The 23,857-nt window shown below is 67.7% G+C and carries 26 protein-coding genes; 13 read left to right on the forward strand and 13 right to left on the reverse strand.

Going from position 1 to position 23,857, the window contains the following annotated elements:
* The first annotated feature begins 101 nt into the window (after positions 1–101).
* Positions 102–866: a histidine phosphatase family protein gene (locus M6G65_RS10050; protein WP_250103888.1), complete on the forward strand. Its 765-nt coding sequence runs from the start codon at positions 102–104 to the stop codon at positions 864–866.
* On the forward strand, positions 863–1,747 hold the full coding sequence (locus M6G65_RS10055; protein ID WP_238199650.1) for an NAD(P)H-hydrate dehydratase: 885 nt from the start codon (positions 863–865) through the stop codon (positions 1,745–1,747). Before M6G65_RS10050 ends, M6G65_RS10055 begins: the two co-directional genes overlap by 4 nt.
* Positions 1,748–1,781: 34 nt before the next feature.
* Here the strand turns inward: M6G65_RS10055 and M6G65_RS10060 are convergent, their stop codons facing one another.
* Positions 1,782–2,180, reverse strand: a complete 399-nt coding sequence (locus tag M6G65_RS10060) for a hypothetical protein (protein WP_238199649.1) — start codon at positions 2,178–2,180, stop codon at positions 1,782–1,784.
* 96 nt (positions 2,181–2,276) lie between these two features.
* On the opposite strand from M6G65_RS10060, the gene M6G65_RS10065 reads away from it, so the two are divergent.
* The 3 genes from M6G65_RS10065 (at position 2,277) to M6G65_RS10075 (ending at position 7,790) form a co-directional block, all read left to right on the forward strand.
* Complete coding sequence (locus tag M6G65_RS10065) at positions 2,277–2,465, forward strand: type II toxin-antitoxin system ParD family antitoxin (RefSeq protein WP_238199648.1); 189 nt, start codon at positions 2,277–2,279, stop codon at positions 2,463–2,465.
* Between the two features lie 587 nt (positions 2,466–3,052).
* Positions 3,053–5,620, forward strand: a complete 2,568-nt coding sequence (locus M6G65_RS10070) for a PAS domain-containing hybrid sensor histidine kinase/response regulator (RefSeq protein WP_250103889.1) — start codon at positions 3,053–3,055, stop codon at positions 5,618–5,620.
* Positions 5,613–7,790 carry a hybrid sensor histidine kinase/response regulator gene (locus tag M6G65_RS10075; protein WP_430929558.1) on the forward strand — a complete coding sequence of 726 codons (2,178 nt, stop codon included), beginning with the start codon at positions 5,613–5,615 and terminating at the stop codon, positions 7,788–7,790. The genes M6G65_RS10070 and M6G65_RS10075 overlap by 8 nt, the downstream gene beginning before the upstream one ends.
* 30 nt (positions 7,791–7,820) lie before the next feature.
* On the opposite strand, the gene M6G65_RS10080 is transcribed toward M6G65_RS10075, so the two are convergent.
* Positions 7,821–8,828 carry a CorA family divalent cation transporter gene (locus M6G65_RS10080; RefSeq protein ID WP_250103890.1) on the reverse strand — a complete coding sequence of 336 codons (1,008 nt, stop codon included), beginning with the start codon at positions 8,826–8,828 and terminating at the stop codon, positions 7,821–7,823.
* A gap of 294 nt (positions 8,829–9,122) precedes the next feature.
* Here M6G65_RS10080 and M6G65_RS10085 point away from each other — a divergent pair, with 294 nt between their 5' ends.
* Positions 9,123–10,022, forward strand: coding sequence for a phosphatidylserine decarboxylase (locus M6G65_RS10085; RefSeq protein ID WP_250103891.1), 900 nt, complete (start codon positions 9,123–9,125; stop codon positions 10,020–10,022).
* 81 nt (positions 10,023–10,103) lie between these two features.
* Complete coding sequence (locus M6G65_RS10090) at positions 10,104–11,033, forward strand: DUF6328 family protein (RefSeq protein WP_238199642.1); 930 nt, start codon at positions 10,104–10,106, stop codon at positions 11,031–11,033.
* Here M6G65_RS10090 and M6G65_RS10095 read toward each other — a convergent pair.
* The 5 genes from M6G65_RS10095 to M6G65_RS10115 form a co-directional block, all read right to left on the reverse strand.
* Positions 10,993–11,214 (reverse strand): hypothetical protein, encoded by a 222-nt coding sequence (locus M6G65_RS10095; protein ID WP_373323906.1) that lies wholly within the window; start codon positions 11,212–11,214, stop codon positions 10,993–10,995. The two genes, M6G65_RS10090 and M6G65_RS10095, sit on opposite strands and share 41 nt — an antisense overlap.
* A 132-nt stretch (positions 11,215–11,346) precedes the next feature.
* Entirely contained in the window at positions 11,347–12,033 is a 687-nt protein-coding gene (locus M6G65_RS10100; RefSeq protein WP_250103892.1) for a response regulator, read from the reverse strand.
* Between the two features lie 37 nt (positions 12,034–12,070).
* On the reverse strand, positions 12,071–13,099 hold the full coding sequence (locus M6G65_RS10105; RefSeq protein ID WP_250103893.1) for a PAS domain-containing protein: 1,029 nt from the start codon (positions 13,097–13,099) through the stop codon (positions 12,071–12,073).
* Positions 13,100–13,271: 172 nt separating this feature from the next.
* A complete protein-coding gene (locus M6G65_RS10110; protein ID WP_238199640.1) occupies positions 13,272–13,673 on the reverse strand; it encodes a rhodanese-like domain-containing protein in 402 nt (133 codons plus the stop codon).
* A gap of 23 nt (positions 13,674–13,696) precedes the next feature.
* Entirely contained in the window at positions 13,697–13,960 is a 264-nt protein-coding gene (locus M6G65_RS10115) for a hypothetical protein (protein ID WP_238199639.1), read from the reverse strand.
* A gap of 241 nt (positions 13,961–14,201) precedes the next feature.
* Here M6G65_RS10115 and M6G65_RS10120 point away from each other — a divergent pair, with 241 nt between their 5' ends.
* Complete coding sequence (locus M6G65_RS10120; RefSeq protein WP_238199638.1) at positions 14,202–14,540, forward strand: hypothetical protein; 339 nt, start codon at positions 14,202–14,204, stop codon at positions 14,538–14,540.
* A gap of 172 nt (positions 14,541–14,712) precedes the next feature.
* Positions 14,713–15,075 carry a hypothetical protein gene (locus tag M6G65_RS10125; RefSeq protein WP_238199637.1) on the forward strand — a complete coding sequence of 121 codons (363 nt, stop codon included), beginning with the start codon at positions 14,713–14,715 and terminating at the stop codon, positions 15,073–15,075.
* Between the two features lie 76 nt (positions 15,076–15,151).
* Here the strand turns inward: M6G65_RS10125 and M6G65_RS10130 are convergent, their stop codons facing one another.
* The 4 genes from M6G65_RS10130 to M6G65_RS10145 all read right to left on the reverse strand — a co-directional run bounded on the left by M6G65_RS10130 (position 15,152) and on the right by M6G65_RS10145 (position 17,616).
* Positions 15,152–15,358, reverse strand: coding sequence for a hypothetical protein (locus M6G65_RS10130; RefSeq protein ID WP_238199636.1), 207 nt, complete (start codon positions 15,356–15,358; stop codon positions 15,152–15,154).
* A gap of 161 nt (positions 15,359–15,519) precedes the next feature.
* Positions 15,520–15,837, reverse strand: a complete 318-nt coding sequence (locus M6G65_RS10135; RefSeq protein ID WP_238199635.1) for a hypothetical protein — start codon at positions 15,835–15,837, stop codon at positions 15,520–15,522.
* A 583-nt stretch (positions 15,838–16,420) separates the two neighbouring features.
* Positions 16,421–16,912: a hypothetical protein gene (locus M6G65_RS10140; RefSeq protein WP_250103894.1), complete on the reverse strand. Its 492-nt coding sequence runs from the start codon at positions 16,910–16,912 to the stop codon at positions 16,421–16,423.
* Positions 16,912–17,616, reverse strand: coding sequence for a hypothetical protein (locus M6G65_RS10145; RefSeq protein ID WP_238200311.1), 705 nt, complete (start codon positions 17,614–17,616; stop codon positions 16,912–16,914). The genes M6G65_RS10140 and M6G65_RS10145 overlap by 1 nt, the downstream gene beginning before the upstream one ends.
* A gap of 778 nt (positions 17,617–18,394) precedes the next feature.
* On the opposite strand from M6G65_RS10145, the gene M6G65_RS10150 reads away from it, so the two are divergent.
* Entirely contained in the window at positions 18,395–18,736 is a 342-nt protein-coding gene (locus tag M6G65_RS10150) for a hypothetical protein (protein WP_238200309.1), read from the forward strand.
* 40 nt (positions 18,737–18,776) lie between these two features.
* Here the strand turns inward: M6G65_RS10150 and M6G65_RS10155 are convergent, their stop codons facing one another.
* Entirely contained in the window at positions 18,777–19,448 is a 672-nt protein-coding gene (locus tag M6G65_RS10155) for a recombinase family protein (RefSeq protein ID WP_238200307.1), read from the reverse strand.
* Between the two features lie 158 nt (positions 19,449–19,606).
* On the opposite strand from M6G65_RS10155, the gene M6G65_RS33450 reads away from it, so the two are divergent.
* Positions 19,607–19,729 carry a hypothetical protein gene (locus M6G65_RS33450; RefSeq protein ID WP_283214926.1) on the forward strand — a complete coding sequence of 41 codons (123 nt, stop codon included), beginning with the start codon at positions 19,607–19,609 and terminating at the stop codon, positions 19,727–19,729.
* A gap of 224 nt (positions 19,730–19,953) precedes the next feature.
* Here M6G65_RS33450 and M6G65_RS10160 read toward each other — a convergent pair whose 3' ends face one another.
* Positions 19,954–20,175, reverse strand: coding sequence for a hypothetical protein (locus tag M6G65_RS10160; RefSeq protein WP_238199794.1), 222 nt, complete (start codon positions 20,173–20,175; stop codon positions 19,954–19,956).
* A gap of 739 nt (positions 20,176–20,914) precedes the next feature.
* On the opposite strand from M6G65_RS10160, the gene M6G65_RS10165 reads away from it, so the two are divergent.
* Both M6G65_RS10165 and M6G65_RS10170 read left to right on the forward strand, forming a co-directional pair.
* On the forward strand, positions 20,915–21,841 hold the full coding sequence (locus M6G65_RS10165; protein ID WP_238199796.1) for a ParB/RepB/Spo0J family partition protein: 927 nt from the start codon (positions 20,915–20,917) through the stop codon (positions 21,839–21,841).
* 796 nt (positions 21,842–22,637) lie between these two features.
* On the forward strand, positions 22,638–23,846 hold the full coding sequence (locus M6G65_RS10170; RefSeq protein ID WP_250103895.1) for a hypothetical protein: 1,209 nt from the start codon (positions 22,638–22,640) through the stop codon (positions 23,844–23,846).
* The last annotated feature ends 11 nt before the right edge of the window (positions 23,847–23,857 follow it).

Consider the following 23,857-nt stretch of genomic DNA (forward strand, 5'->3'; position numbering starts at 1 on the left):
CCAGCAAGGGGCGGTCGCAAGTCGGTGAGGCCGCGGGCGTCGTCGTGCGAACCGGCTGGCGCGACGGACGTTGCCGAACACCGAGAGAGGACGGCCGACACATGCAGCAGCGATGGCCGAGCCGATTGTGGATCGTGCGGCACGGTGAGAGCGCCGGCAACGTCGCCGCCGAGGCGGCGAACGGCGCGAGCCTGGCGCGGATCGACATAGCCGAGCGGGACGTCGACGTGCCACTCAGCCCACGCGGCGAACGGCAGGCCGACGCCGTTGGGAGTTGGTTCGCAGACCTCCCGGCGGGCGAGCGCCCTGAAACCATTCTGACCTCGCCGTACCTGCGGGCCGTGCAGACCTCCGACCGCATCCGCGCCGCGGGCGGCCTGACGAAGGACGCGCCGGCACACGTGGTCGACGAGCGATTGCGCGAGAAGGAGCTCGGCATCCTCGACCGGCTGACGTGGACTGGCGTCGAGCAACTGCATCCCGAGCAAGCCGAGATGCGCCGGCGCCTAGGCAAGTTCTACCACCGCCCGCCATCCGGCGAGAGTTGGTGCGACGTGATCCTGCGCCTGAGGAGCGCGCTGGACACGGTCTCGCTGCACCATGGCGGCAAGCGGGTTCTCATCGTCGCGCATCAGGTCGTCGTGCTGTGCCTGCGCTACTTGATTGAGGAGATGACCGAGTCAGAGATCCTGGCCGTCGACGCCGCGGGTGACGTCGCGAACTGTTCGGTGACGGAGTACGCGTTCCGGCCAAGCGTCGGCACCACCGGCAGGTTGGCGCTGGTGCGCTACAACTTCGTCGCGCCCGTCGCCGAGGCTGGGGCGCCGATCACCTCCGAGCCCGACGCGAACGTGGCCGCCCGATGACGCACGAGATCCTCACCGCGGGCAGCCTTAAGGCGTTCCCCCTCCCCATGCCGCACGAGGGCAGCAAGGACGAGCGCGGCAGCGCGCTGGTGCTCGGGGGCTCTCGTTCGGTTCCTGGCGCTGCCCTGCTGGCCGGCGTTGCCGCCCTGCGCGCGGGCGCGGGCAAGCTGAAGATCGCGACCGTCGAGAGCAGGGCCGCCGGCATGGGGCTCGCGGTGCCCGAGGCCATGGTCGTCGGCCTTCCCGAGACACCGGAGGGCGGCGTCGACGGCGAGCGCGCCAAGGACTGCCTGCTCAAGGTGACGAAGGGCTGCGACGGCCTTCTGATCGGTCCCGGCCTGGTCGAGGACGGTCCGACCACGAAGCTGGCCGTAGAACTGCTTGAGGCGCTGCCTGACGCATCCTTCATCCTCGACGCGGCAGCGATCTGCGGGCTCGCCCCGCATGCCGGCGACGTCTGCCGGCACGGGGAACGGGTGGTGATCACGCCGCATGCTGGCGAGATGGCGCAGTTGCTGGACCGGAGCCGTGAGGCGGTGGAGGCGGACCCGCTCGACGCGGCGCTTGCGGCGGCCAACCTGCTGCACGCCGTCGTGGTGATGAAGGGGGCGCAGACCTGGATCGTGGACCCGCAGGGTGCGCGCTGGCTCTACGAGGGCGGTGGCGTCGGCCTGGCGACCTCCGGTTCGGGGGACGCCTTGGCCGGCATCGTTGTCGGGCTGCTCGCGCGCGGTCTGGCGCCGTTGGCCGCGGCGCTATGGGGCGTGTTCCTGCACGGGGAGGCCGGAAAGCGCTTGGCAGCCTCGATCGGCCCAGTCGGATTTCTCGCCCGCGAGATCCCCGGCGAGGTGCCGCGCCTGCTGCGCGAGACGGGCTCCTAGGGCCGTTCCGCCGCCACGGATGCCGCCATGGACGCTACCTTGGCGGCTCCCTGGACCGGGGCAGAGACACGGGACGCCAGGACTGGGCCCCGCTCGATGCCTTGTTCCCGTGCCGGACGAGTGCGCGTGCGGTCTCTGCGTCGCCACTCCGGCGCAGCCTGAAGTCCTTGTCGGCGAGCTGGTTGTCGTGGCCGAACAACGCCTCGACCTCGTCCCGCATGCCTGGTTGCGGGTTTAGGGAGCGCGTGCGCGCGCGGGCCTTCACGGCCACGCCGATCAGCCGGTCGTTGCACTCCCGGGTGCCGTCGCGCTCGCGCTGCTCGGCCTGCCGGCATCCGCGCCGACGCCGCTCCGCTGGCTGTTCGGAAGAGCCGGCCCCTCGGCCTGCGTCGGCGCCCCCGTAGGCGGCCATGGAGACGGATACGGCCACCATCGTACTGGTGCTGGGGGCAGCGCGGGCATATTGCGGCGGCATCTTTGCGGCACGCCGCCGCGTTGTACGACCTAATCTCACAGGCCACAGGCCCTCATGCCCGTCCGAAGGTCCGTCACGATCTCGCTCAGCCCCGAGCTCCTGGCCGTCGTGGAGCGGCTGCTCGCCTCGGGCCGATACGGCAACATGGGCGAGGTCATGCGCGCGGCGCTGCGCCTTCTCGAAGAGCGCGCGGTCGCCTTCCAGGCCTGTCGCGAAGGGGCGCTGACGCCCGGCGAGGCCTGATCCAGTGAGCGACAAACTGGCTTTCCTCGCCGGCGGCGGCGAGGCCGCCCGCCAGATTGCGCGCGCAACTGGTCGGACCATCCCCTCGGCCGGCCCGAGACTTGGCCGACGGAGCTCCGCACCGCGCTCAGCCTGGTGCTGAACTCGCCGGAATCGATGATCCTCGCCTGGGGGCCCGAGCTCCACTTCTTCTTCAACGACGCCTACGCGCCCCTGCTCGGGCCACGGCTCGCCTGGGCCATGGGCGAGCGCTTCGACGTGGTCTGGGCCGACGCCTGGGAACAGGCCAAGCCCATCATCGGCGACGCCTTCGCGGGGCGCAGCCGACGGTTCGATAACCTGCCCTGGAAGCTCGGCACCGACCGCGGCCCAGCCGAGACTTGGTTCTCGTTCTCCTACTCGCGCGTGCTCGACGGCGAGGGCCGCGTCACCGGTCTCTTCGTCTTCACCAACGAGACCACCGCGCGCGTGCTGGCGGACCGCGCGCTGCGCGAGAGCGAGGAGCACTACCGACAGACGGTCGAGCTCAACCCGCAGGTGCCCTGGACCTGCGACCCGCACGGCAACATCACCTCCTACTCGCACCGTTGGCTCGAACTCACGGGCCGGCACCCGGCGAGCCGGACGGGACGGGCTGGACCAAGGCGCTGCACCCGGACGACCTGGAGCCGACGGCGGCGGTGTTCGCGGCCCGCCTGGGGTCGGGCGAGCCCGTGGACGTCGACTACCGCATCCGCATCGCCGCCACCGGCGAGTACCGCTGGCAGCGGGCCCGCGCCTACCCGCGCCGGGATGAGGCCGGCACGGTCATCCGCTGGTACGGCGTCGCCGAGGACGTGCACGACCGCAGGCTCGCCGAGGCGGCCCTGCGCGAGAGCGAGGAGGAGTTGCGCCTCGTCGCCGAGAGCGCCCGGGACCACGTCATCCTCACCACCGACACGGACGGCGTCATCACGCGCTGGTCGGCCGGCGCGCAGGCGGTGCTGGGCTGGTCGCCCGGGGAGGCGGTCGGGCAGCCAGCCGCCATCACGTTCACCCCCGAGGACCGCGAGCGGGGTGCCGACCTCCGGGAGATAGCCACGGCGGCCCGAGAGGGCTGCGCCATCGACGAGCGCTGGCACGTCACCAAAGATGGCCGGCGCGTCTTCCTGAACGGCTCGGTTCACCCGCTGCCGCCTGACGCCCAGAACCGCCCGCGCGGCTTCCTGAAGGTCGCCCGCGACGAGACCGGCCGCATCACGGCAGAGGAGGCACGGCGCGCGAGCGAGGCCCAACTGCGGCTCGTCGCCGACGCGCTGCCCCTGCTGGTGTCCTTCGTCGACCGCAGCCTGACTTACCGGTTCGCGAACGCCGCCTACCGCGACTGGTTCGACCGCACGCCGGCGGAGGTGGTCGGTCGAAAGGTCCCCGACCTTGTCGACGAGGCCGGCTTCCAGGCGCGCCTGCCGTACATGGAGCGGGCGCTCGCCGGCACGCCGGTCCGCCTCGACCTGCCCTGGCCTTGGCCGGACGGAAGGCGCCGCATCGCCGATATCCGCTACGAGCCGCGGCGGGACGCCCGCGGCGAGGTCGACGGCTTCTACGTGTTCGTGCAGGACGTCACCACCCAGCGTGACGCAGAGGCCGGGCTCGCCGCCGAGCGCGACCGGCTGTGGGACCTCAGCGAGGACCTGCTCGTCAATGCCGACTACGAGGGCCGTCTCCTGCGGGTGAGCCCATCCTGGACGGCCCTACTCGGCCATGACGAGGAAACCCTGCTGACGCGGCCCTACGCCGAGATCGTCCACCCCGACGACTTCCCGGTCGTGATGGAGGCGCTGCTCGACATGCGGGCCACGGGCAAGCCGGTTCGGTTCGAGGACCGGGTCAAGGCGGCCGACGGGACTTGGCGCTGGATCGCCTGGAAGCTCGCGCCCGAGCCCGGCGGCGAGCGGCTGACAGGCATCGGACGCGATGTCACCGCCGAGAGGGAGGCCGCCGAGGAGAAGGCGCGGCTCGAAGAGCAGCTGCGGCAGGCGCAGAAGATGGAGGCCGTCGGGCAACTGACAGGCGGCCTCGCGCATGACTTCAACAACCTGCTTGCCGGCATCTCGGGCTCGCTGGAGCTGATGCAGACCCGGATGGCCCAGGGTCGGCTGACCGATCTCGACCGTTACATGACCGCGGCCCAGGGCGCCTCGAAGCGGGCCGCCGCGCTAACGCACCGTCTGCTCGCCTTCTCCCGCCGTCAGACCCTCGATCCCAAGCCCACCAACGTGAACGCCCTCGTCCGCGGCATGGAGGAGCTCATCCGGCGGACGGTCGGCCCTGAGATCGAGGTCGAGGTGGTCGGCGCCGCCGGGCTGTGGCCGGCCCTGGTCGATCCGCACCAGCTTGAGAATGCGCTCCTGAACCTGTGCATCAACGCCCGCGACGCCATGCCGAGGGGCGGTCGCATCACGGTCGAGACCGCCAACAAGTGGCTCGACGCGTACGCGGCCCGGAAGCACGACATCCCGCCGGGACAGTACCTGTCGCTCTGCGTGACCGACATCGGCACCGGCATGACCGCGGACGTCATCGCCAAGGCGTTCGACCCGTTCTTCACGACCAAGCCCATCGGCCAAGGCACGGGGCTCGGGCTGAGCATGATCTACGGCTTCGCCAAGCAGTCGGGCGGGCAGGTGCGGATCTACTCCGAGGTCGGCGAGGGCACGACCGTCTGCATCTATCTGCCCCGCTACCATGGCACGGTCGAGGAGATCGACCCGCTGGCCGCCCTCAGTGAGGTCCAGCGTGCCGAGCAGGGCGAGACGGTGCTGGTGGTCGGCGATGAGCCGACCGTGCGCATGCTGGTCACCGAGGTCCTGGAGGAGCTCGGCTACGCCGCCATCGAGGCGGCCGACAGCGCCTCGGGACTGAAGGTTCTGCAATCGGACGTGCGCATCGACCTGCTGATCACCGACGTGGGGTTGCCCGGCGGCATGAACGGGCGGCAGATGGCCGATGCCGGCCGCGAGCGTCGGCCCGACCTGAAGGTGCTGTTCATCACGGGCTACGCCGAGAATGCTGTCGTGGGCAACGGCCACCTGGAGCCCGGCATGGCGGTGCTGACCAAGCCTTTCGTGGTCGAGACCCTCGGCGTGCGCATTCGCGAGATGATCGCGCATGGCTGATGCCGCGCAGCCGGCGAGCGACGCTGGAAGCTCCATCGCCCTTGATGCCGTCCCGTCGCGGTCGATGCGGGCCGCCGCCCGGGCGCGACGGATCGCGCGAGCGTGCGGCGCCATCAGCACGGCCCTGTCGCTGACGGTGTTGGCGGGTTGGTGGTTCGACGTGCCGGCGATGCGGCGGCTCGTTCCAGGCCAGACGCCTATGGTCGTCCTGACGGCGCTCGCCAGCTTCACTTTGGGTACAGCGCTGCTCCTCGCCGCCCGGCGCGAGGGCGCGACGGCCAGCCGTCGCGCCGGTCGGAGCCTAGCCGGCGTGGCCGCGGCCATCGCGCTGGGCGGTGGCCTGCAATACGCCCTGCCGGGCAGCTTCCGCCTCGGCGACTGGGCTCAGCGGCTGGTGTTCGCGCCGCTGGCGCCCGGCAGCGGCATGGCCCTGGCGACCGCCGTGGGCCTTGTCGGCGCCGCTTCGGGCCTCATCCTACAGGATGCTCGAAGCCGTCGCCTCCGCCGCCTCGGCACGGCCGCGGCCCTGCTCGCCTTCGTCGTCGCGGCGGTGGGCAGCCTCGGCTACGCCTACGGCCTCGGCGCCTTCCACCAGGGCGGCCCCTTCTCCCGCATGGCCCTGGTCACCGCACTGACGCTCGGTACCCTGTCATTCGGAGTGCTCCTCAGCCGCCCCAACCGGCCATGGGTGACAACCGCACTGGGGGGCGGCGAGGCAGGGGTCCTGACCCGGCACATGCTGCCGGCGGCCGTGGTCGCGCCTCTGGTGCTGGGCCTGCTGCAACTCCACGCCGTCCGCGCAGGCCTGCTGGAGGCCGAGACCGGGACGGCCCTCCTCGTCATCGTCCTGGCGCTCTGGCTCGCCGCCCTGACCACCCGGCTGGCCCGGAATGTCGAGCGCCGCGCGGTGGCCGACCGGCAGCTCCGCGACACCCTTCAGGGCATGAACGAGACCCTGGAGCAACGGGTCGAGGAGAGGACCCGCGAACTCGCGGAGGCGCAGGACGCGCTCGTTCAGGCCCAGAAGATGGAGGCCATCGGCCAGCTCACCGGCGGCGTCGCGCACGACTTCAACAACCTGCTGACCATCATCCGCTCGTCCATCGACTTCCTGCGCCGCCCGAACCTGCCGGCAGAACGCCGCACCCGCTACATGGACGCGGTGTCCGACACCGTGGAGCGTGCCGCCAAGCTGACGGCGCAACTCCTCGCCTTCGCCCGGCGCCAAGCGCTCAAGCCGGAGGTGTTCGACGCCGGCGAGCGCTTGGCCGGCGTGGCGGCCATGCTCGATACTCTCACGGGGGCGCGTATCCGCATCGTGACGGAGAGGCCCGAGGGGCCCTGCTTCGTGCGAGCCGACGCCAGCCAATTCGAGACCGCGCTGGTGAACCTCGCGGTGAATGCGCGCGACGCCATGGCGGGCGAGGGTACGCTCACCATCACGTTGAGCTGCAACCGCCAGAAGCCGGCCATCCGCGGCCACGCCGCCTCCGCGAACCATTTCGTGGTGGTTGCGGTCACGGACACGGGTTCGGGCATCGCCCCGGACCAACTCGGGCGGATCTTCGAGCCGTTCTTCACCACCAAGGAGATTGGCAAGGGCACCGGGTTGGGTCTCAGTCAAGTCATCGGCTTCGCCAAGCAGTCGGGCGGCGACGTCGACGTGGCGAGCGTCCTCGGACGCGGTACCAGCTTCACGCTCTACCTGCCCCAGGCGGACGCGCACGATGGCGCGGCGAGGGACGCGGCGGAGCCGGAGGGCGCGCCGGTCGAGGATGCCAACCAGTGCATCCTGGTGGTGGAGGACAACGTCGAGATCGGCCGCTTCTGCATGCAGATCCTGCATGACCTCGGCTACGGCACCGTGCTGACCCAGACCGCAGAGGCGGCGCTCGCCGAGATCGAGGCGGTGCCCTTCCGCTTCGACGCGGTCTTCTCGGACGTGGTGATGCCGGGCATGGGCGGCATCGAGCTCGCAAAGAGGCTGCGGGAGCTTCACCCCGAGATGCCGGTGATCCTCACATCGGGCTACAGCCACGTGCTGGCGCAGGACGAAGCCCACGGGTTCGAGCTCGTGCGCAAGCCCTACTCCGCCGAGCAGATCGGCAAGGTTCTGCGGGCTGCCATCAAGCGCATGCCGAAGGTTCGTGCGGCCCCCTCGGAGGCGTAGATCCCGGACGCCGGCCCTTGGGCGCCGCCGTCAGCCACGTGGTGGCCGGATGCCAAGGGCTCGGATGATGCCGTAGGTCGCCGCCGCCGAGACCAGGGACAAGCCGCCGACGTACAGGAAGCCGTGCGGGTCGTCGGCGAAGGGCAGACCCTTCACGTTCATGCCGAACAGCCCGGTGAGGAAGGTCGGCGGCAGGAAGAGCGCCGAAAGGATGGAGAGCACGTAGAGCTGGCGGTTGCTTTCCTCGGCCACGCGGGCGCCGACCTCCTCCTGCAGCAGCCGCGCGCGCTCGGCGAGCGCGGTCACGTCCCGGTCCAGGGCATCGAGCCGCTGGGCGAGGCGCGCCGCTACGGCGACGGCGGGTCCGTGCAGGTCGTGCGCGGCGTCGTCCTCCTCCAACCGGTGGAACACGGCGGCGAGGCCGAGAAGCTGTCGGTGCAGGCGCACGGCACTCCGGCGGATCGGGCCGAGGCGACGGCGGTCGTCGCGCACGCGCCCATCGAGCACGCGATCCTCGATCCCGTCGACCTCGTCCGAGAGCCGCTGGCCCGTCGCGGCCATCGAGGCGACCACGTGGCCGACCATCGTCTCCAAGAGGAGAACGGGCGAGGGAATCGATTGGCCCTTCTCGACGGTGGCGCGGGTGGCGTCCGGGCTCTCGGTCGGCCCCCTGCGTCCGCTCACCAGCGCGCGGGGTCCCATCACGAAGTGCAGGCGACCCGAGGCGTCCGGCTTGGCTCCGGGCCGGGCCAGGTCGGCAACCACACCACCGACGTGGCCGTTTGCGACCGTGACGCGCTGGTGCTCGTCCGGACGGAAGACGGCCTCGGCTAGGAGACGCGGCCCGACATGCCCGGCGTCGATCAGCGGCCCGAGCTCGGCCACCTTCAGGTCGAAGTGCAGCCAGAGGAAGCCGCCACCGAAGGCGCCCAGGTCGGGGAGCGCCTCGTCAGCCGCGAGGAGTCGGCCGCAGCCCCGCTCGCCGAAGGACATGGCCCAGAGTAGCCCAGGCGGCGAGGCACCTTGGATGACGGCCATCGCGGGTCGGACCGGTCCGCTCAGTCTATCGCGAACGCCACAAGCGCGACGGTGCTGGCGATGGCGAGTTTCCGGCGATGAGCGGGGCGAGAAGGGTCATCGTGAGCGTCCGCGACTGGGCCTCCCTCAACGGCCAGCGGCCACGGTTCGTTGCGGGAGCGGACGCGTCGGCTGTGGACGCGGAGGCGCTTGGCGCATGCCATCCTGCGGCGGTGGCCGGAGGAACACCCCCTAGCCTGCGAGGGTTGTCGCCCCCGGACCCGCCACCTTCGCCGGGTCGCGTATGGAGGCGTGATGGCGGCCGATCCGAAGCCACTCAAGCTGTGGGACCGCGACAAGGGCAAGGCGGTCGAGGAGTTCATGCCCGACCACCAAACGACCTACGAGACGAGGCCGCTGCGCGCCCCGGGGCAGCGGCTGCGCGCGACACCTCTCTTCGACAAGCTTTACGCGCTCTACCAGGACGCGCCCTGGACGAGACGGAGCATCGAGCCGTTCGTGCGCGAGTACCACATCGACATGAGCGAATTCGAGGAGCGCCGGTACCGCTCCTACGCCGACTGGTTCGTGCGCGAGTTCAAGCCCGGCAAGCGCCGCTTCCCCGAGGATCCGGGCACGATGGGCGCGCCCGCCGAGGCGCGCTACTTCGGCTGGGAGCGCTTCGGCCCCGAGCAGCGATTCCCGGTGAAGGGGCAGTCGCTCGCGGCCGCGGACATCCTCGGCAATGCCGAGCGCGCCAAGCCCTTCCTCGGCGGCCCCGTCCTGCTGATGCGGCTCTCGCCGGTCGACTACCACCACGTTCACTACCCGGACGACGGGCGGACGCTGGACCACGAACGATTGGGGCGCAGCATCTGGACGGTGTCGTGGACGGCCGTGCAGAACAAGCCGGACATCTACATCCGCAACGAGCGCCAAGTGAACATCCTGCAAACCGAGCATTTCGGCCGTCTCGGCTTCGCCGAGTTCGGCGCGCTCACCGTCGGACGCATCGTGCAGCGTCACCCGCTCGACCGGCCGTTCCGGCGCGGGGAGCAGAAGTCGGTGTTCAAGTTCGGCGGCTCTGCCGTGGCCATCTTCGGCGAGCCCGGCGCGTGGCGGCCAGCAGGTGACATCCTGGAGCACACGCCGCAGGGCATGGAAACCATCGTGCGCCTGGGCGAACCCGTCGCTGCTCGCCGCAAAAGTGCGTAGTACGCGCGCCGGGTCCGCCTTCGGAACCCGACGTGGCGGTGGTCGATTGCTGCATCCCGGCTCAATTGGACCTCGCTGCGTATGTCCTTATCGAAGAAGGTGAAGGTCGGCCTCGACGAGACCCGCATCCTGATCCTCGGCTCGCAGATCCTGCTGGGCTTCCAGTTCCAAGGCGCCTTCCGCCCAACCTTCGAGCGCCTGCCATTCCATGACCGCGTGATCTGGGTCGCAGCGCTTGCCCTCATCACCCTGACCATCGCGCTCCTCATCACGCCCTCGGTCCAGCACCGCGTGGTCGAGGGCGGACGGGACACCAAGCGCCTGCTCGGCGTGATCGGGCGCTACGCCGGCCTCGCACTCGGGCCCTTCGCGCTGGCGCTCGGGGCCGACCTGTACCTCGCCGTCAATCCGGTCCTGGGGCTCGGCCCCGGCGCCGTCGTCGGCCTCTTCTTCTGCGGCCTCGCCCTCCTGTTCTGGTACGGGTTGGAGGGGCTGATGACACGAACCGCCGGACAACGGGAGCGCACCATGACCGACCGCGAACCCGAGCACGAGCACACCCCGCTGGAAACCAAGATCGAGCAGATGCTGACTGAGGCCCGGGTAGTCCTGCCCGGCGCCCAAGCGCTCCTCGGCTTCCAGCTGGTGATCACCTTCTCGGAGGCGTTCGAGAAGCTGACCTTCGCGGCGAAGGTCGTGCACCTTGTCGCGCTGGCCCTGCTGGCCCTGACGGTGGTCTGGCTGATGGCGCCGGCGGCCTTCCACCGCATCGTCTACGCGGGCGAGGACACACCCGAGTTCCACGCGCTCGGCACCCGATTCCTCCTTGCCGCAAGCGTGACACTCGCGCTCGGCATCTCGGTCGATCTCGGCGTCGTCGTTGCGAAGGTCGTCGCATCGAACGTGGCCGGGCTGATTGCGGCTCTCGCCTCCCTCGCGCTGCTGGGCGGGCTCTGGCACGTGCACCCGCTCATATTGCGGGCGCGCAAGGACACAGCGCCCACATCCTGAGGCGCACCTCCAGGCGGCCTGCGCATCCCGGATCCACCGGCATTTCTGCGACAGGGGCCACCGGCGCCGCGGGCTCGACCGCCGCCTTCAGGCCGACGAGCACCAGGCGGCGCTTGCCGTCCTTCTCGATGCGCACGAGCGCGGCGTAGCGCAGGAAGCCGAGCGACGAGCGGCCCTTCATCCAGGAGGCCGCATCAATCAGGCGGACGTCGGCCCCGTCGCCTCGGCACCCGAGGAGAAGCCGGGTGCGCTTGGTTCGCCCGGCGCAGCTGAGCGGGCGCGGGTCTGCGGGGTCGGTGGCGGATCTTGCCGCTCAGGCTTGGGCGTGCCCGAAATCGGACGTCGTTCGACCCGGTCCCGTGCGTGCCCCCCTTCGCAAGGCCGCCTGAACGCGGTCGATCAGCTCGCTGCGCCGGTACGGTTTGCCGAGGACGTCCATTGCGTGAGGCTGGGGACCGTCGATGGCCATCTCGTCATTGTAACCCGTCGTGAGCAGGACCGGCACGGTCGGGTCGCGGTCGGCGACATGCTTGGCCAAGACCAGGCCGTTCGCCCCGCCCGGCATGATGACGTCCGAGAACACCAGCTTGAACGCGTCACCGCTACCGTGCGCCTCGTCGAAGCGTTGCAGGGCCTCCTCGGCGCTGTGGGCGACGACGACGCGGTAACCGATGTCCTGCAAGGCCTCACCAGCCATCGCGGCAGCCTCGCGACTGTCGCCGACTACGAGCACCAAAGGCGGCGCCGTCGGGTTATCGAGCGGGCGCGTTTGATAGCCGGTCGGAGCCGTTTTCGGCGCGAATTCGTCCGCCTGTCGCTCAAGGATGGGGAACAGCATGCGGACCGTCGTGCCGCGTCCGACCCCGCTGTCGATCTCCAGTCTCCCGCCCGATTGCTGCACGAAGCCTGACGCCATGGCGAGGCCCAGGCCCGTTCCCTCGCCGCGCGGCTTGGTGGTGAAGAAGGGCTCCGTCGCCCGGGCCACGATGTGCGGCGCCATGCCGGTGCCCTCGTCCGAGACGCAGAGCAGCGCGTAATCACCGCTCCAGCTGCCGCGAGGCGGCGTCGCCGTTGAGGTGAACCCGCTTCGTGGTGACCGTGATGGCGCCGCCATTCGGCGAGGCGTCGCGGGCGTTCACGACGACGTTCAGGAGAGCCATCTCCAGATGCGTGGCGTCCACCCGCACCTGCGGCAGGCGCCGCTGCAGGTTCAGGTGCAGCGTGGCCTTGCTGCCGACCGAGCTCTCCAGCAACTCGGCAACCGAGTTGACGAGTTCGCTCAAGTCGATGCCCTTCGGCTCCAGGCGCCCACGCCGGGCGAAGGCGAGAAGCTGGTGGGTGAGCTTGGCACCGCGATCAGCCGCCGTCGTGGCTGCTGCGAGATAGCGCTCGAAGGCTTGCTCATCGTGCCGCTTGGCCGCCATCCGCTCGAGGCTACCGTTGATCACGTGCAACAGGTTGTTGAAGTCGTGGGCCAGCCCTGCCGTGAGCTGGCCGATGGCTTCCATCTTCTGCGCCTGCCGAAACTGCTGCTCGCTCTCGCGCCGGTTCGTCACGTCGAGTTGGCTGGCGAAGAAGTAGATGATCTCGCCTTCGGGGTTGTGTACCGGACCCATGAACACCGCGTTCCAGAACGGCGTGCCGTCCCGGCGGTAGTTCAGGATCTCCAGTGCGGTGGCCCTGCCTTCAACGAGGGCCTCCCGGAGCTGCCGGACGTGATCCGGGTCGGTGCCCGCGCCCTGCAGGAAGCGGCAGTTGCGGCCGAGGACTTCGCCTTCCTCGTAGCCGGTCAGGTCCAGGAAGGCGTTGTTGGCGAACACGATGGGTGTGTCGTCCTGGCGAGGGTCGGCCAGGATCATCGGCATCCGGGTCATCTCGACGGCGGCGAAGAAGACGCCGCCGCGGTCGCTCAGGTCCGGATCGGTGATGGTGCTCTGCTGCCAGTGGCGCAGACCTGGACGGCCGAGGGGCTCAAGCGCCCCCTGGTCCATGCTGCCGCGTGCAGGCTCGCCCGAGCTCTCGTGTCCGCCGCCGGCGCGTTCCGGCGATCCCTCATCATCGTTCATGTGCGCCATGAGGTCAGTAACGCGTCCCTGCGCAGTCGGGTTCGCAGCCTCGACGGTTTCGCCGAGGACTGTGTAACCCCGGTGCCTTTGCCTCCTGAACCTATCGCCTTTGCACCTAGTCCAACTCACGCAGCCATTGAGTTGAGAGCTCCATAGACGTTCCGGCAGGCTCTCAGCTCTCGCCATCCCGCACGATGGGGCAGCTCTCGTCCTTCGCCCAGTCGGAGAAGCTGGGGTAGTAGGTGTCCACCCGGCTGAACCCAGCCTGCACCGCGGCGAGCGCCGCGAGGGCCGCGCGACCGCCTCCGTCGCAGTGGGTGACGATCCGCTCTCCCGGGCTGAACCCGGCGCTCTCCAGCATGGCGCGCAGCTCCTGCGGCTGCCTCAAGCGGCCTTCAGCGGTCAGCAGGTCGGCGTGGCCGACGCGGCGGGCCCCGGGCAGGTGCCCGCCGCGGGCGTTCTTGCGCAGTCCTCCCCCGTGAACTCGGCGGGTGTGCGCGCGTCGAACACTCCCAGAGCGCGACGCCGAGCCCGGGGTCCGCAGCCCACTCGGGCGCGGCTTAGGGTCGTTCACGCCGGCTGAGGGACGGCTGGCGGCTACTGGAACAGCCGTGCCGCTTCGCGATGCCGACGTTTCAGGTGGAGCTCGATCAGCTCGAACAGGCCACCACGGTTGCGCGCGTGGTGCTCCGGCAAGGCGAGTTCATGGAGCAGCGCATCCATCGCGGCGCGACGCGCCCGATAGCCCTCGAAATCATCGAGGTAGGCGTCCACGATCCGCTCGGCCTCAATGATGGTGCCGGGCCTGTAGGACCCCGCGTGTGCGAGGATGGAGCGCACGGTGTGTTTGAGACGGTCCATACCGTCAGGAGCGCCGTGGGCGCCTGGACGGTTCCGAACCGCATGCCCATCCACGCACGGGCCCAGCCGCGTCATCGCACAGGTCAAAGGCGCTCAGGCAAATGTCCGCTCATGACGCGCCAGCGCTCATCGTGCACGCAATAAGACTCCGTGTGTTCCCCAAAGAGCCGAGGTGCCGAGCAGGGGCTGAACTCGCAGTTCGTCGCCGAGGCGCGGAGACTTCCAGCGATGGGGAACGGCGATGTCCGATGCCGACCGGATCTGGGAGATGCTCAGGCGTCAGAAAATGCTGGCCGACTTCGGCGAGTTCGCCTTGACGTGCCAGAACCTGGACGAGGTGCTCAGCAAGGCCTGCAGCCTCGTCGCTGCCGTGCTCGGCACCGGCCGCGCCAAGGTCCTGGAGATCCACCACGCGGGCGCATGCCTGTTCGTTCGTGCCGGCGTCGGCTGGGGCCCTGGCGTCGTCGGCCAGCGCAGTAGCCTGTCCGCTTTCGCGGAGAGCCTCGGAAGCAGCCGTTCTGGTTTCGGCAAGGACCGGCCGGCTGCTGAGCGCCCAGGCCGGTCATTCAGATGGTCCTGATGACGTCCCGTCAGCCGACGCTACCGGCTGAGATCGGCCATCCGCATGAGGCCCGGCTCCATGACCTAGCCGCCCAACACAACATACGGTCTGAACCCCCTACGGGGGATCACCTCCGCTGCTGAGTGGTTCCCCCTCATGAGTCACTCAGAGCGCAGGAGGAAAGCTGACCATGGCAGACAACCAATCAGGGCAGACGGGCGGCCTATCCGGTGCGTCAGCGGGTAAATCGGGCGGCGGCAGTGCGGGCGGCTCATCCGGCGGCGGTGCTGGCGTCGCGGACCAGGCCAAGGAGACGTTGCGGGACGCCACCAGCAGGGCCTCAGACGCTTGGGACAACGCCTCTGAGTACGGTTCCCGCTACTACCGCCAGGGCAGTCGCGCAGTCAGCGACATGGACACCGGGACGATGACCGGCCTGTTCATCGCGGGTGCGATCGGCTTTGGCCTCGGCTGGCTGGTGTTCGGTCAGCAGTCCCGCTCCGGCGATTACATCCCGAGGCGGATGAGCGAGAGCAGCGAACGCCACTATTGAGCGGACATGAAAAGCCCCGCCGGGCACTGGGCCGGGCGGGGCGAATCTGTTCGCAGTGCAGCGAGGAATAGTGCGGTTACGCGGCGATCTTCGCCACGGCAGCGTGGTTTTCGTTGCTCGCCAGGAGCGTGGAACCAGCTGCGGCCGGGGCGCTGCTCTTCGGGCTCAGACGGTCGGCCATGAAGGGGACGAGCGCGACGTTGGCGGCAACGGCGGCGACGAGAGCGGTAACAGCGAGAGCGATCATGGCGGACAATCCGTGCTGGCGTTTGCGTTGCAGCATTTATGACATCGAATCGCATTCGGTGGCATACCAAGTGCCAGATACCACCCGTGCGATAGATGCATGGATGCGGTCAGCTTAGGATTGAGACGCGCGTTTCCGCTCACCTGGTGCCATGTCGCCAGGACGGAGGGTCGAACCAATTTTGCTTGAGACGGATCTCAGCGCGCCGGTGCGGTCATCTCCGCGACGCCGTTTGCCTCGAAGCGTACAAGCCTGGGGCCCGGCTTGCCGGTATCGCGTTCTAGCAAGTCGAGACGCGCGTTGATGGCCTCAATCCACTCCGCGTTGGTGCACGTGCTCAGGAGCGGCTGAACGACTTCTGCAAGGTCGCGGGCGAGCGTCTCGCGGCAGAGCTTACCCAGCTCGCCGCCGTGCTCCTCGAAAGCACCAGCAACGGCCTCCCCCATCATCAGCGCCTGACCTGCTCCGGTCGGGGCCTCTGTCTCGCTCTCTCCTTGAGATCGCTTCGTCAGCATCGGCTCAGGCATCCGGCAGGCTGCAGTGTTCCTCGACGAGTCCATGAACGGTCCAGGCGGCTCAACCGTTGCGGGGGCAGCGACGTTGGACGGCTGGTCACTCATCGCGTCCCGATTGCGTGGCTCGTTGGCTCCCAACCTGGCAGGCCAGCCTGTTCGGTGAGTTCGGTCGCGGTATCAGACTCAGGCGTCCAAGATGCGCTGGCGGATCTTCCAGCCCTGTCGGGCGTCGCAGGGTGTAGGGATCTTGGCATAGCCCGGGCTATCGCGAACCACCCATCGAATGCTCCTTAAGGGGCTTTCGAGTCGAGCGCCATGCCTTCACGTCGATGACGGCCCGAGCGTGCCGTCCATATACCGGAGGCCTTCGCTGCCCCGACCTCCCACTGCTGGTGGGGTGAATGGTGGGGTAGCCCCTGTCAGTTCAAAAAGCTTGTCTAATCAATAGTGGCTGGCGGAGGGAGCGGGATTCGCCCCAGCCACCGATTTCTACCGCACGATCAATAGTCTCGCTTCCTTGCTCAAGGGGTAACACCGTGGGACCTCGCGTCAAGCGAGGCTCCATGGTCCCGACCTTCGGTCGTCAGCGCCCGGCAGTCGTCGCGGGGCTCACATCGGATCCGCAGCCACCCGCCTCCGGCTCAGGGTAGGAGACGGGCGCCCCGACCTCGACGACAGGCGACGCACACGTCTCGGCTTCGAGGTCCTCCAGCAGCACCAGTTCCGGTGCCTGCCCGGTGAGGTTGATCAACGCCACCTCGTGCCCGGCGACGTAGCTTTGGAGGTAGCGCAGGTCCTTCTCCTGCTCGCCGAGGCGGGCACGGATCCGCTCGTTCTCGGCATCTTGATGATCGATCAGGGCGTTCACGCTGGCGATCAACACGTCGCCGATGTGGATCTTCCGCTCACGCATCTCCGTGCGCAGGCGCATCAGGTGCTGGGCGAGTTCCTCCTCGGTGCGGGCGCGCTTGGCGTTCTGCTCCTCCAGGAACTCAACCTTGAGCGACAGCGCCTCGACCATGGTCATGGCCTTGCGCAGGGCTGCGACGAGCTTGGCGGGATCGATATCGGCCATCACGCGTCCTCCGTCCCGGCGACGAGGCCGTGCGGGTCGTAGAGCGCGTGCCGCTTGGGCGCGTTCGCCTTTTTGGACCGGGTGTTGGCGTAGAACGGGCCGATCTCGATGACCTCGGCGTCAAGGTGCAGGCGCGCCTCCATCCCTTCCTCGCCCGCCACGACGAGCAGGAACTGGCCGTGGAAGTAGTGGTTGCCGGGCGGCGAGCCGATGTGGCCCATCTTGGCCCACAGCGCCTCCGGCTCGTCGCGCATCCAGGCCGCGGCGGCGTCGGCAGCCTCGCGGTAGGGCGCGAGCCCGGTCTCCGGGATCCGGCCCGCGGCGTGCTCCTGCTCGGCCCAGGCCACAACCTTCTTCGGGTCGATGAGCTCGACGAGCCGGTGCCAGTGCGGGGTGCGCTGGTTCAAGGGCATGCCGTCGTCGAGGTAGACCCGCAACTTGATGGTATGCTGGGTGTTGCCCTTGCCGGGGTTCGGCCCGTTGTCGAAGAACTGCGCCCGCATGGCGCGGACCCGACCCAGCGGCGGGAACCGGGTGAACCAGGGCTTGCTGTCCTTCCTCGGCTTCTTCCCGGCAGGCCGCGGCGCGGACGCGCGGGACAGAGTAAGAGGAGCGTCCGCCTCAGGCAGAGTGGGGGGCGAGGACATGAGGGGAACGGTGGGCTCGCTGCCGATGAAGGCGTCGAGCCAGTCGGAGTCACGCATTGGGGGAAAACCTCTTGAAGCAATAGGTAGACTTTACCAGCCCCCTGGAGGCCGCCTCAATATTATTCGATCCTCATGAATGGGAAGCGCTCCTGATCGGCAGCCATTCTCATTGAACATCTTGATCAAGTTCAGGTGCAAGGAAGAATATTGTTCAATGAGAAACAGGGCTGCTGCCCCTCGTCTCGGAAGAAAACGGAGTGACACCGCTCGACGCGCTTCACTCGTCTCGCAAGAGAAAAATCGGCGACCGCCGTGCTGCGCCCGTCGCCCGCCAAATGAACTCGACGGGGAACGCCTCGTGCTCCTCGCCTCTGGCTCGTCGCCTCGGGATCAACACCCGGATCCGCAGGAGCGGATCGGCCACCGGATGCCACCTGCGAACCAGTACCGCCATCGACCGAGGCGCCCTATCACCCAGGGCCAATTAAGCGAGCCCCGATGCCCGAACCGCGCCGCCACGATACCACCTGCGGGCGCCCGGCATCGCCGGGGCACACACACTCTATAGTCAGATCCAGCCACCGATCCGGCGGGCGTCTCCCAGGCCCCATCTCCACGCTGGGTGCCCCTCGGGGAGCCTCGGCTGCCGCGGGATCCTGGCGAACGGATCCAGCCGGTCGAACCACTGGTCGGGCTGATCCTCGCGGGCTGAACGTCGGCGATGGTCCGGAGGATGATCTTCGAGCCATCGATCGAGATTAAAATAATGCGACCTCCGACACGAGGTAGTATTGTAAGTTTATCGGCGCTTCTGCCGGTAAGGACCTCTTTTACCGTGAACAAGAACGAAGACGTTAAGTACACCTACGCCTTGCCGATTTACAATTATCGCTCTTCTGCCGTTTTGAAGTTGATCGAATTGGCGCATAAACATGCCGAGTTCTCGACCAGGGAGGTTGAGGACACTTGGGCGTTGACCCGTTGGCCTCACCACGTCCTCATCGGCTTCAAGCTGCGTGACGACCAGCGCTTCTTCAAGCGCACCTTCTGGAGCCGGAACGCGGCGGAGATCCATCAGTACGGGCTCGCGGCGCCCGGCTCCTACACCCCGCCGTATGCTCCGCCTCCCACCAGCGCGAGGGCTGCTCTGGACGAGATCCGCAGGCGCCTCAGCTAACGAACGCACTGAGCGGAGTGTCTTGATCGCGACCCGCTCATCACGCCGCGGCGGTGATTGTCTCCTCATCCTGGGAGGCGGTCATCGCCACATGCACGCGCTGCACGGTCGAGGCGCCGACGCCGGTCCGGCGCGCCGTCTCTCGGATCCCGACCCCGGCTGCCAGTAGCGCCCGGATTGCCTCGGCTTTCTCCGCGTCCAGCGGCGGCCGACCGAGGCGAGTGCCCTTCGATCGCGTGCGCTCCAAACCCGCCAGGACGCGGTCACGGACCATGCTGCGCTCATAATCGGCGAAGACCGACAAGAGCGAGAAGAGCAGCCGACCCGAGGGCGTCGTTGTGTCGAGCCCTTGGACGTGCAGGTACAGACCGACCCCGCGGCTCTGAACCTCGGCGAGGAAGCCGACGAGGTCCTGGAGCGAACGCCCGAGGCGGTCCACGCTCCAGGCCGCGATTAGATCGTACTCGCGCCGGGCGACTCCCTTGAGGAGAGCATCGTAGCCCGGCCGCCGATCGCGCCCACGCGCGCCACTGATCCCCTCATCAATGTGGATCGCCACGACGGTCCAGCCCAGCCGGGCACCAACCGCCTGAAGTTCGCGAAGTTGGTTCTCAACCGTCTGCCCCTTGGACGTGCTTACGCGGGCATAGAGTGCGACCTTCATCGCCCCCAGATTCTCACGGATCCGCGCCTCGGCCAAGCCTACGGCCACGAGCCCTGTCCCAGAACCAGATGGTTCCGGGACAGGCCGACATAAGAGCCGCCGCGAAGGGAAAATGGGAGCCGAAAACGAGAGGGTTTTTGGGACAGGATGCGGAACGGTTGGCCAGACGACCACCGCCGCCGAGATCTCGAACAGCCACGAAGGGCATGATCACCGTCGAGGTGACCATGGACGCGACGTTCTTGGGCATGATCCTGCACCGCCGTGAGGCGCGCTGCCCGAAGTTCGAGAACAACGGGTACGAGGGCTCGCCACTGTGCCCTCGGTGAAGATGGTGACCTCCGGAGAGGACCATCCTTTCGAGATCGGCAGGGCATAGCCCTGGATCACGGCCTCTATGATCTCGAACTCCGCATGAACGTCGAGAGCCGGACGACCGACGCGAACTTCGTCAACAAAATCCGCATGGGTGCAGGTGCCTATCCTGGCGGTTGAGGATCTGAGCCTCGAAGCCGTCGTGCTCGCGAACCTTGTTGCTCTCGCGCAAGCGCACCTACACGCACCCCAGGACGTAGCGCGCGTCGTGCTCGGCAACCGGATCTGCGAAGTGGACGAGTAGACAACCTTGCTGCACGCGTTTTCGTATATCGAAAAGCGCGTCGGTGCCCGTGCTTGTCGTAATGTTGCCCGAGTGCGAGATGGCGCCCGTGAGCAAGACGTTGCCCGTGCGCGAGATGTCGATCTCGGCGACATCGTTTTCGTGCGAAAAACGCACGATCGACCACGCTCGGAGATCGAAGGCTGCTCTCGCCGCAGTGACGCGAACTCTGGGCGATATAGCGTCAGCCGATGCATGGTCCGCGCGAGCCGACCGTCGCGTGAACTGCTGCCGTATGGACGCTTCGCATGCCCGTTCCAGGCAAGGTCCGTCCGATGATCGTGGGCGAGCGTGGCCGTCGAGACCTCCGGGCGGAAGTTCGACGCCGACACTGGCCTGCGTAATGGTCGAGCCGATGATGGGAGAAGGCTGGGGCCGGATCGGTGGAGCGAGGTCGGCAGAACGTCGAGATCACCGCAAGAAGCATTAGGGGGGTGGCGGCCCAGACGGAGGGCGCTCCACCTGCTCGATCGCCGCTTGGGTGCGACCCGAACTTCGTGATCATCATAGAGGAAAAGGCGGGACGACGTATCCTCGGTGTAGACGACTGTCTTCTAGGTCATCGACGCGTTCGTTTTTCGTATAACGAAATGCTCGGCGATTGCGCGGGAAAATTCCATCAGTGGAATTTGCCGCTGCCTCTTGCAAAGCAGTGCTGTTTTGTTATGTGTTTGTCACCCGAGCGGCCGACTGCTTCAGTTTCCATGATGGATGTTAGTTCGGCCGTGGTTCGGCTGCGCGGCTGAAACGGAGAACACATAATATGGGTGCGCCGCCGATCACAGAGCCCAATTCTGGCCCTACGGCCTTCGACTACGCTGGAATGGATGCGGAGGTTGCCCGTGAGGCTCGCTCAGTGGTCGAGCGCTATCACCAGCGAACTCGCACCTACGTAATCAACACGGGTTCCGACCTCTTGGAGATGAAGGCGCGCCTCGATCGCGGCACTTTCTATCCGTGGGCCAAGTCCGAGATGGGTATCAGCCCTCGCATGGCTCAGAACTTCATGCGGGCCGCCAAGCGGTTCGGGGACAAAAGCGAAATAATTTCGCGTTTGCCTCCGACAGCCATCTACGCGCTGGCAGCGCCCTCGACGCCCGACGCACTGTGCGCATCTGTGGCCGAACGGCTTGAGGCTGGCCAAAAGTTGACCAGCAAGGCGGTTGCCGCCGAGATCCGCGAGGCTCGTGCTGCCGCCAAGGTCAAGGGTCAGCAGGCTGACCCGCTGCACCAGTGGCATGGACAGGAGGAGGGTGCGCCCGAGCGCCGCGAGCCGCCGCAGGCGCCCGAGCCTCATGAGATGTGGCAGGCTCGCCAAGAGCGAGAGGCGAGGCACGCGCCCAACGACGATGTCGGGGTTGCGTTTCTTATGCGGGAACTCGGCTCCGAGGTCTTGTCGGCGTTTGGCACCCGGTTCGGGCACCAAGGGTTCGCAAGTGTGATGGCGAAGGCGATCGTCGCAGCGGACGTGGCGCGCGCCCAGGCCATGCATACGATCATGGTGCCGGTGGACGCCTTCGCGCGGATTGGGCTCCTGTCTGACGCAAACGAGAGCCAGCGGTGGGTGGGGCGGATGGCCAGCTTCGAGGCGTCCCTCAACTGGGGAGAAACGCTCCCGCCGATCGTTGCCGTCGTGGGGCAAGACGGCCGCTACACGCTGATCGCGGGGGAGTACACCTTCTGGACGTTGCGAGATCGCTTGAGCCACGAGACCGTGCCCGTCCACGTTGTCCCGGCGACCGACCCAGTTGCTATTGCGGCGATCGAAGCCATCGATGCCTGAAATTCCATCTGTCGGCCGGGACAAAACCCGGCACGGCGCTAATTGGCGTCGCCGAGATCGTCCGCGCCTACCTGTCGATAAGGAGGCGCTAGTTCTGGGGCGTGGGGAAAACCGCCCAGGGCAATAGCAACTGCGTATAGGTTGGCCTCCACCAATTCAGGCAGGGGAAGCATGACCTTAGCTGCCGGTGGGCTTCCACGCCACAGCGCCGGATCCGTCTCGTTCGGGTTCAGAAATGCTTAGCTACGCCGGAAGCTGACCTCCAACGCTCGCTGCACCAGGATGCTCAACGTCATCCGGCCGCCCCAACTCGACGGCCACTCAGGCCCATACTTGGCGCGCTGCCGAGCGAGGATCTCTTCTCGGACTTGATCAAGATGGAGTTCGGCGTGGCGCTGCCACCGAGCCTCCTCGACTCGGTTTAGGGTCTGGGCGACTGCGCGGCGGTACTCGGCTGTGACATCGAGCAGTGGAAGCTTCGCTTCGATCCGCAGTGCTTGTCGGGTGAGGATGACGGAGAAGATGGCACCGCGGTCTACGATTGTGAACTCCACACCCCGAACGTCATCAGCAACTTCGGACTGGCGCCGATCCCGACGATGCTCGCATAGATTCGAATTTCTGCAACGACCTACCACGAAAAAGCTGCTGGATATCCTCAGGCTGGACGCCCAGATTTAACCACGACTCGCTTCATCTTCACGCATCGTTGCGGTCCATCAGCATTGTGGTAGAATTTGCACAAGGTCGAAACGGGTGGCGCGGGAACGCGTGACCACGGCGATGCTGTCGGAGCATGCCGTTGGCCCATCGGCGATGCGATCACATCACTGAGAACCCGGCTGAGACGGCCAACGAAGCAACACCGATCACCGGTTGGGCCCTGACGCGGCTTTCGCTTCTCGATCGAAAGGGCGCCCGCGGACTCATCGCTGATCTCTGCGTCGCGGGAGTGCTCCGGCGGCAAGCTGCCTTCGTCGCTCTCGCCACCCTTGACCTGGATGCACCCGGCCCCTTCCTTCGCTGCCTCGCCATTGATACTGCGGGTGCTGAAGGTATCGGTCTCGCGCTTCGAACCCGTCGCGCCCGGCAGATCATTGCGGCAGCCTTCGCCGTCGAACCCCAGGACGTGCCCACCGGCTACCTCCGGGCGCTCGCCAGGATCGAGGAAATTGGCGCGAAGGGAGCGGGCCTGCATCCGTTCGTCGATCCCACCGCATATCATCGCCTGTTCGAGATCCTCGCCGTCGAGCGTCACAGTCGCCGGGCGCACGCGCTGAGGTACTCCGGCAAGCTGATGTCCATTACCGTCGAGGCAGCCATGACCCTGGACCCTGTCCTGGTCTGGCCCGACGTTCTCGCCGTCGCCGGTACGCCGCAGCGCGTCGTGGCGATGAATGCGGTGCTGGACCTCATCCGGATCTGCCACTCGGTCGTAGACGAAGACGCCGTCGTCGCCGCGCTGCGCCAGTCGCTCAAGAGCCTGGGGGTCATTGAGGCGTTCGCCAAGTCCGCTCTCGATACCGCGGATCGCCTGCCCACCCCGCTGCCAGCAGCCGAAGGCATCCGGCCGCTCCGGACGGCCGCGGAGTACCGTGAGATCGGCACCAAGCTCCGCAACTGCGCGAGCACGAAGATCGCCGAGGCTGCGCTCGGTCTACTCGCAGTCGTAGAGGTAATGCACCGCGCCGAAGACGGCACGGAGATGACCCTCGCGGCATCGCTGACGCCGACCATCGACGGACTTTGGATGGTCTCGGAAGTCGGCGGGATGAAGAACCGGCAACCCTCCAGAGAGGTGCTCTACCCTGTGCTGAGGCGCCTGGAGGCGCTCGGCGCGATCATCCCCGGCCCGGCGATCGGCGGCCCCTATCGAAAGGATGTGGCCGATCTGCTGGGGATCTACCGCTACGCGCCCCTCCACGACGCTCTTCACCCGCACGGCAGCAGCGAGGAGGACGAGGTTCTCGCAGCGCTGGAGGGTGAAGCTGACGAGGCGGCCTGATCCGGGAGGCG

It is taken from the genome of Methylobacterium tardum (assembly GCF_023546765.1).
In the GTDB taxonomy this organism is placed as follows: Bacteria; Pseudomonadota; Alphaproteobacteria; order Rhizobiales; family Beijerinckiaceae; genus Methylobacterium; species Methylobacterium tardum.

What these genes read in the sequence shown, in the direction of transcription:
- M6G65_RS10145 (WP_238200311.1), bottom strand. Translation starts at nt 17,616, where the DNA reads ATGCGTGACTCCGACTGGCTCGACGCCTTCATCGGCAGCGAGCCCACC.
- M6G65_RS10115 (WP_238199639.1), bottom strand. Translation starts at nt 13,960, where the DNA reads ATGGACCGTCTCAAACACACCGTGCGCTCCATCCTCGCACACGCGGGG.
- M6G65_RS10140 (WP_250103894.1), bottom strand. Translation starts at nt 16,912, where the DNA reads ATGGCCGATATCGATCCCGCCAAGCTCGTCGCAGCCCTGCGCAAGGCC.
- M6G65_RS10120 (WP_238199638.1), top strand. Translation starts at nt 14,202, where the DNA reads ATGTCCGATGCCGACCGGATCTGGGAGATGCTCAGGCGTCAGAAAATG.
- M6G65_RS10050 (WP_250103888.1), top strand. Translation starts at nt 102, where the DNA reads ATGCAGCAGCGATGGCCGAGCCGATTGTGGATCGTGCGGCACGGTGAG.
- M6G65_RS10065 (WP_238199648.1), top strand. Translation starts at nt 2,277, where the DNA reads ATGCCCGTCCGAAGGTCCGTCACGATCTCGCTCAGCCCCGAGCTCCTG.
- M6G65_RS10130 (WP_238199636.1), bottom strand. Translation starts at nt 15,358, where the DNA reads ATGCTGCAACGCAAACGCCAGCACGGATTGTCCGCCATGATCGCTCTC.
- M6G65_RS10170 (WP_250103895.1), top strand. Translation starts at nt 22,638, where the DNA reads ATGCCGTTGGCCCATCGGCGATGCGATCACATCACTGAGAACCCGGCT.
- M6G65_RS10075 (WP_430929558.1), top strand. Translation starts at nt 5,613, where the DNA reads ATGGCTGATGCCGCGCAGCCGGCGAGCGACGCTGGAAGCTCCATCGCC.
- M6G65_RS33450 (WP_283214926.1), top strand. Translation starts at nt 19,607, where the DNA reads ATGATCACCGTCGAGGTGACCATGGACGCGACGTTCTTGGGCATGATC.
- M6G65_RS10100 (WP_250103892.1), bottom strand. Translation starts at nt 12,033, where the DNA reads ATGGCGCCGCACATCGTGGCCCGGGCGACGGAGCCCTTCTTCACCACC.
- M6G65_RS10060 (WP_238199649.1), bottom strand. Translation starts at nt 2,180, where the DNA reads ATGGTGGCCGTATCCGTCTCCATGGCCGCCTACGGGGGCGCCGACGCA.
- M6G65_RS10055 (WP_238199650.1), top strand. Translation starts at nt 863, where the DNA reads ATGACGCACGAGATCCTCACCGCGGGCAGCCTTAAGGCGTTCCCCCTC.
- M6G65_RS10085 (WP_250103891.1), top strand. Translation starts at nt 9,123, where the DNA reads ATGGCGGCCGATCCGAAGCCACTCAAGCTGTGGGACCGCGACAAGGGC.
- M6G65_RS10095 (WP_373323906.1), bottom strand. Translation starts at nt 11,214, where the DNA reads ATGAAGGGCCGCTCGTCGCTCGGCTTCCTGCGCTACGCCGCGCTCGTG.
- M6G65_RS10080 (WP_250103890.1), bottom strand. Translation starts at nt 8,828, where the DNA reads ATGGCCGTCATCCAAGGTGCCTCGCCGCCTGGGCTACTCTGGGCCATG.
- M6G65_RS10105 (WP_250103893.1), bottom strand. Translation starts at nt 13,099, where the DNA reads ATGAACGATGATGAGGGATCGCCGGAACGCGCCGGCGGCGGACACGAG.
- M6G65_RS10125 (WP_238199637.1), top strand. Translation starts at nt 14,713, where the DNA reads ATGGCAGACAACCAATCAGGGCAGACGGGCGGCCTATCCGGTGCGTCA.
- M6G65_RS10090 (WP_238199642.1), top strand. Translation starts at nt 10,104, where the DNA reads ATGTCCTTATCGAAGAAGGTGAAGGTCGGCCTCGACGAGACCCGCATC.
- M6G65_RS10135 (WP_238199635.1), bottom strand. Translation starts at nt 15,837, where the DNA reads ATGCTGACGAAGCGATCTCAAGGAGAGAGCGAGACAGAGGCCCCGACC.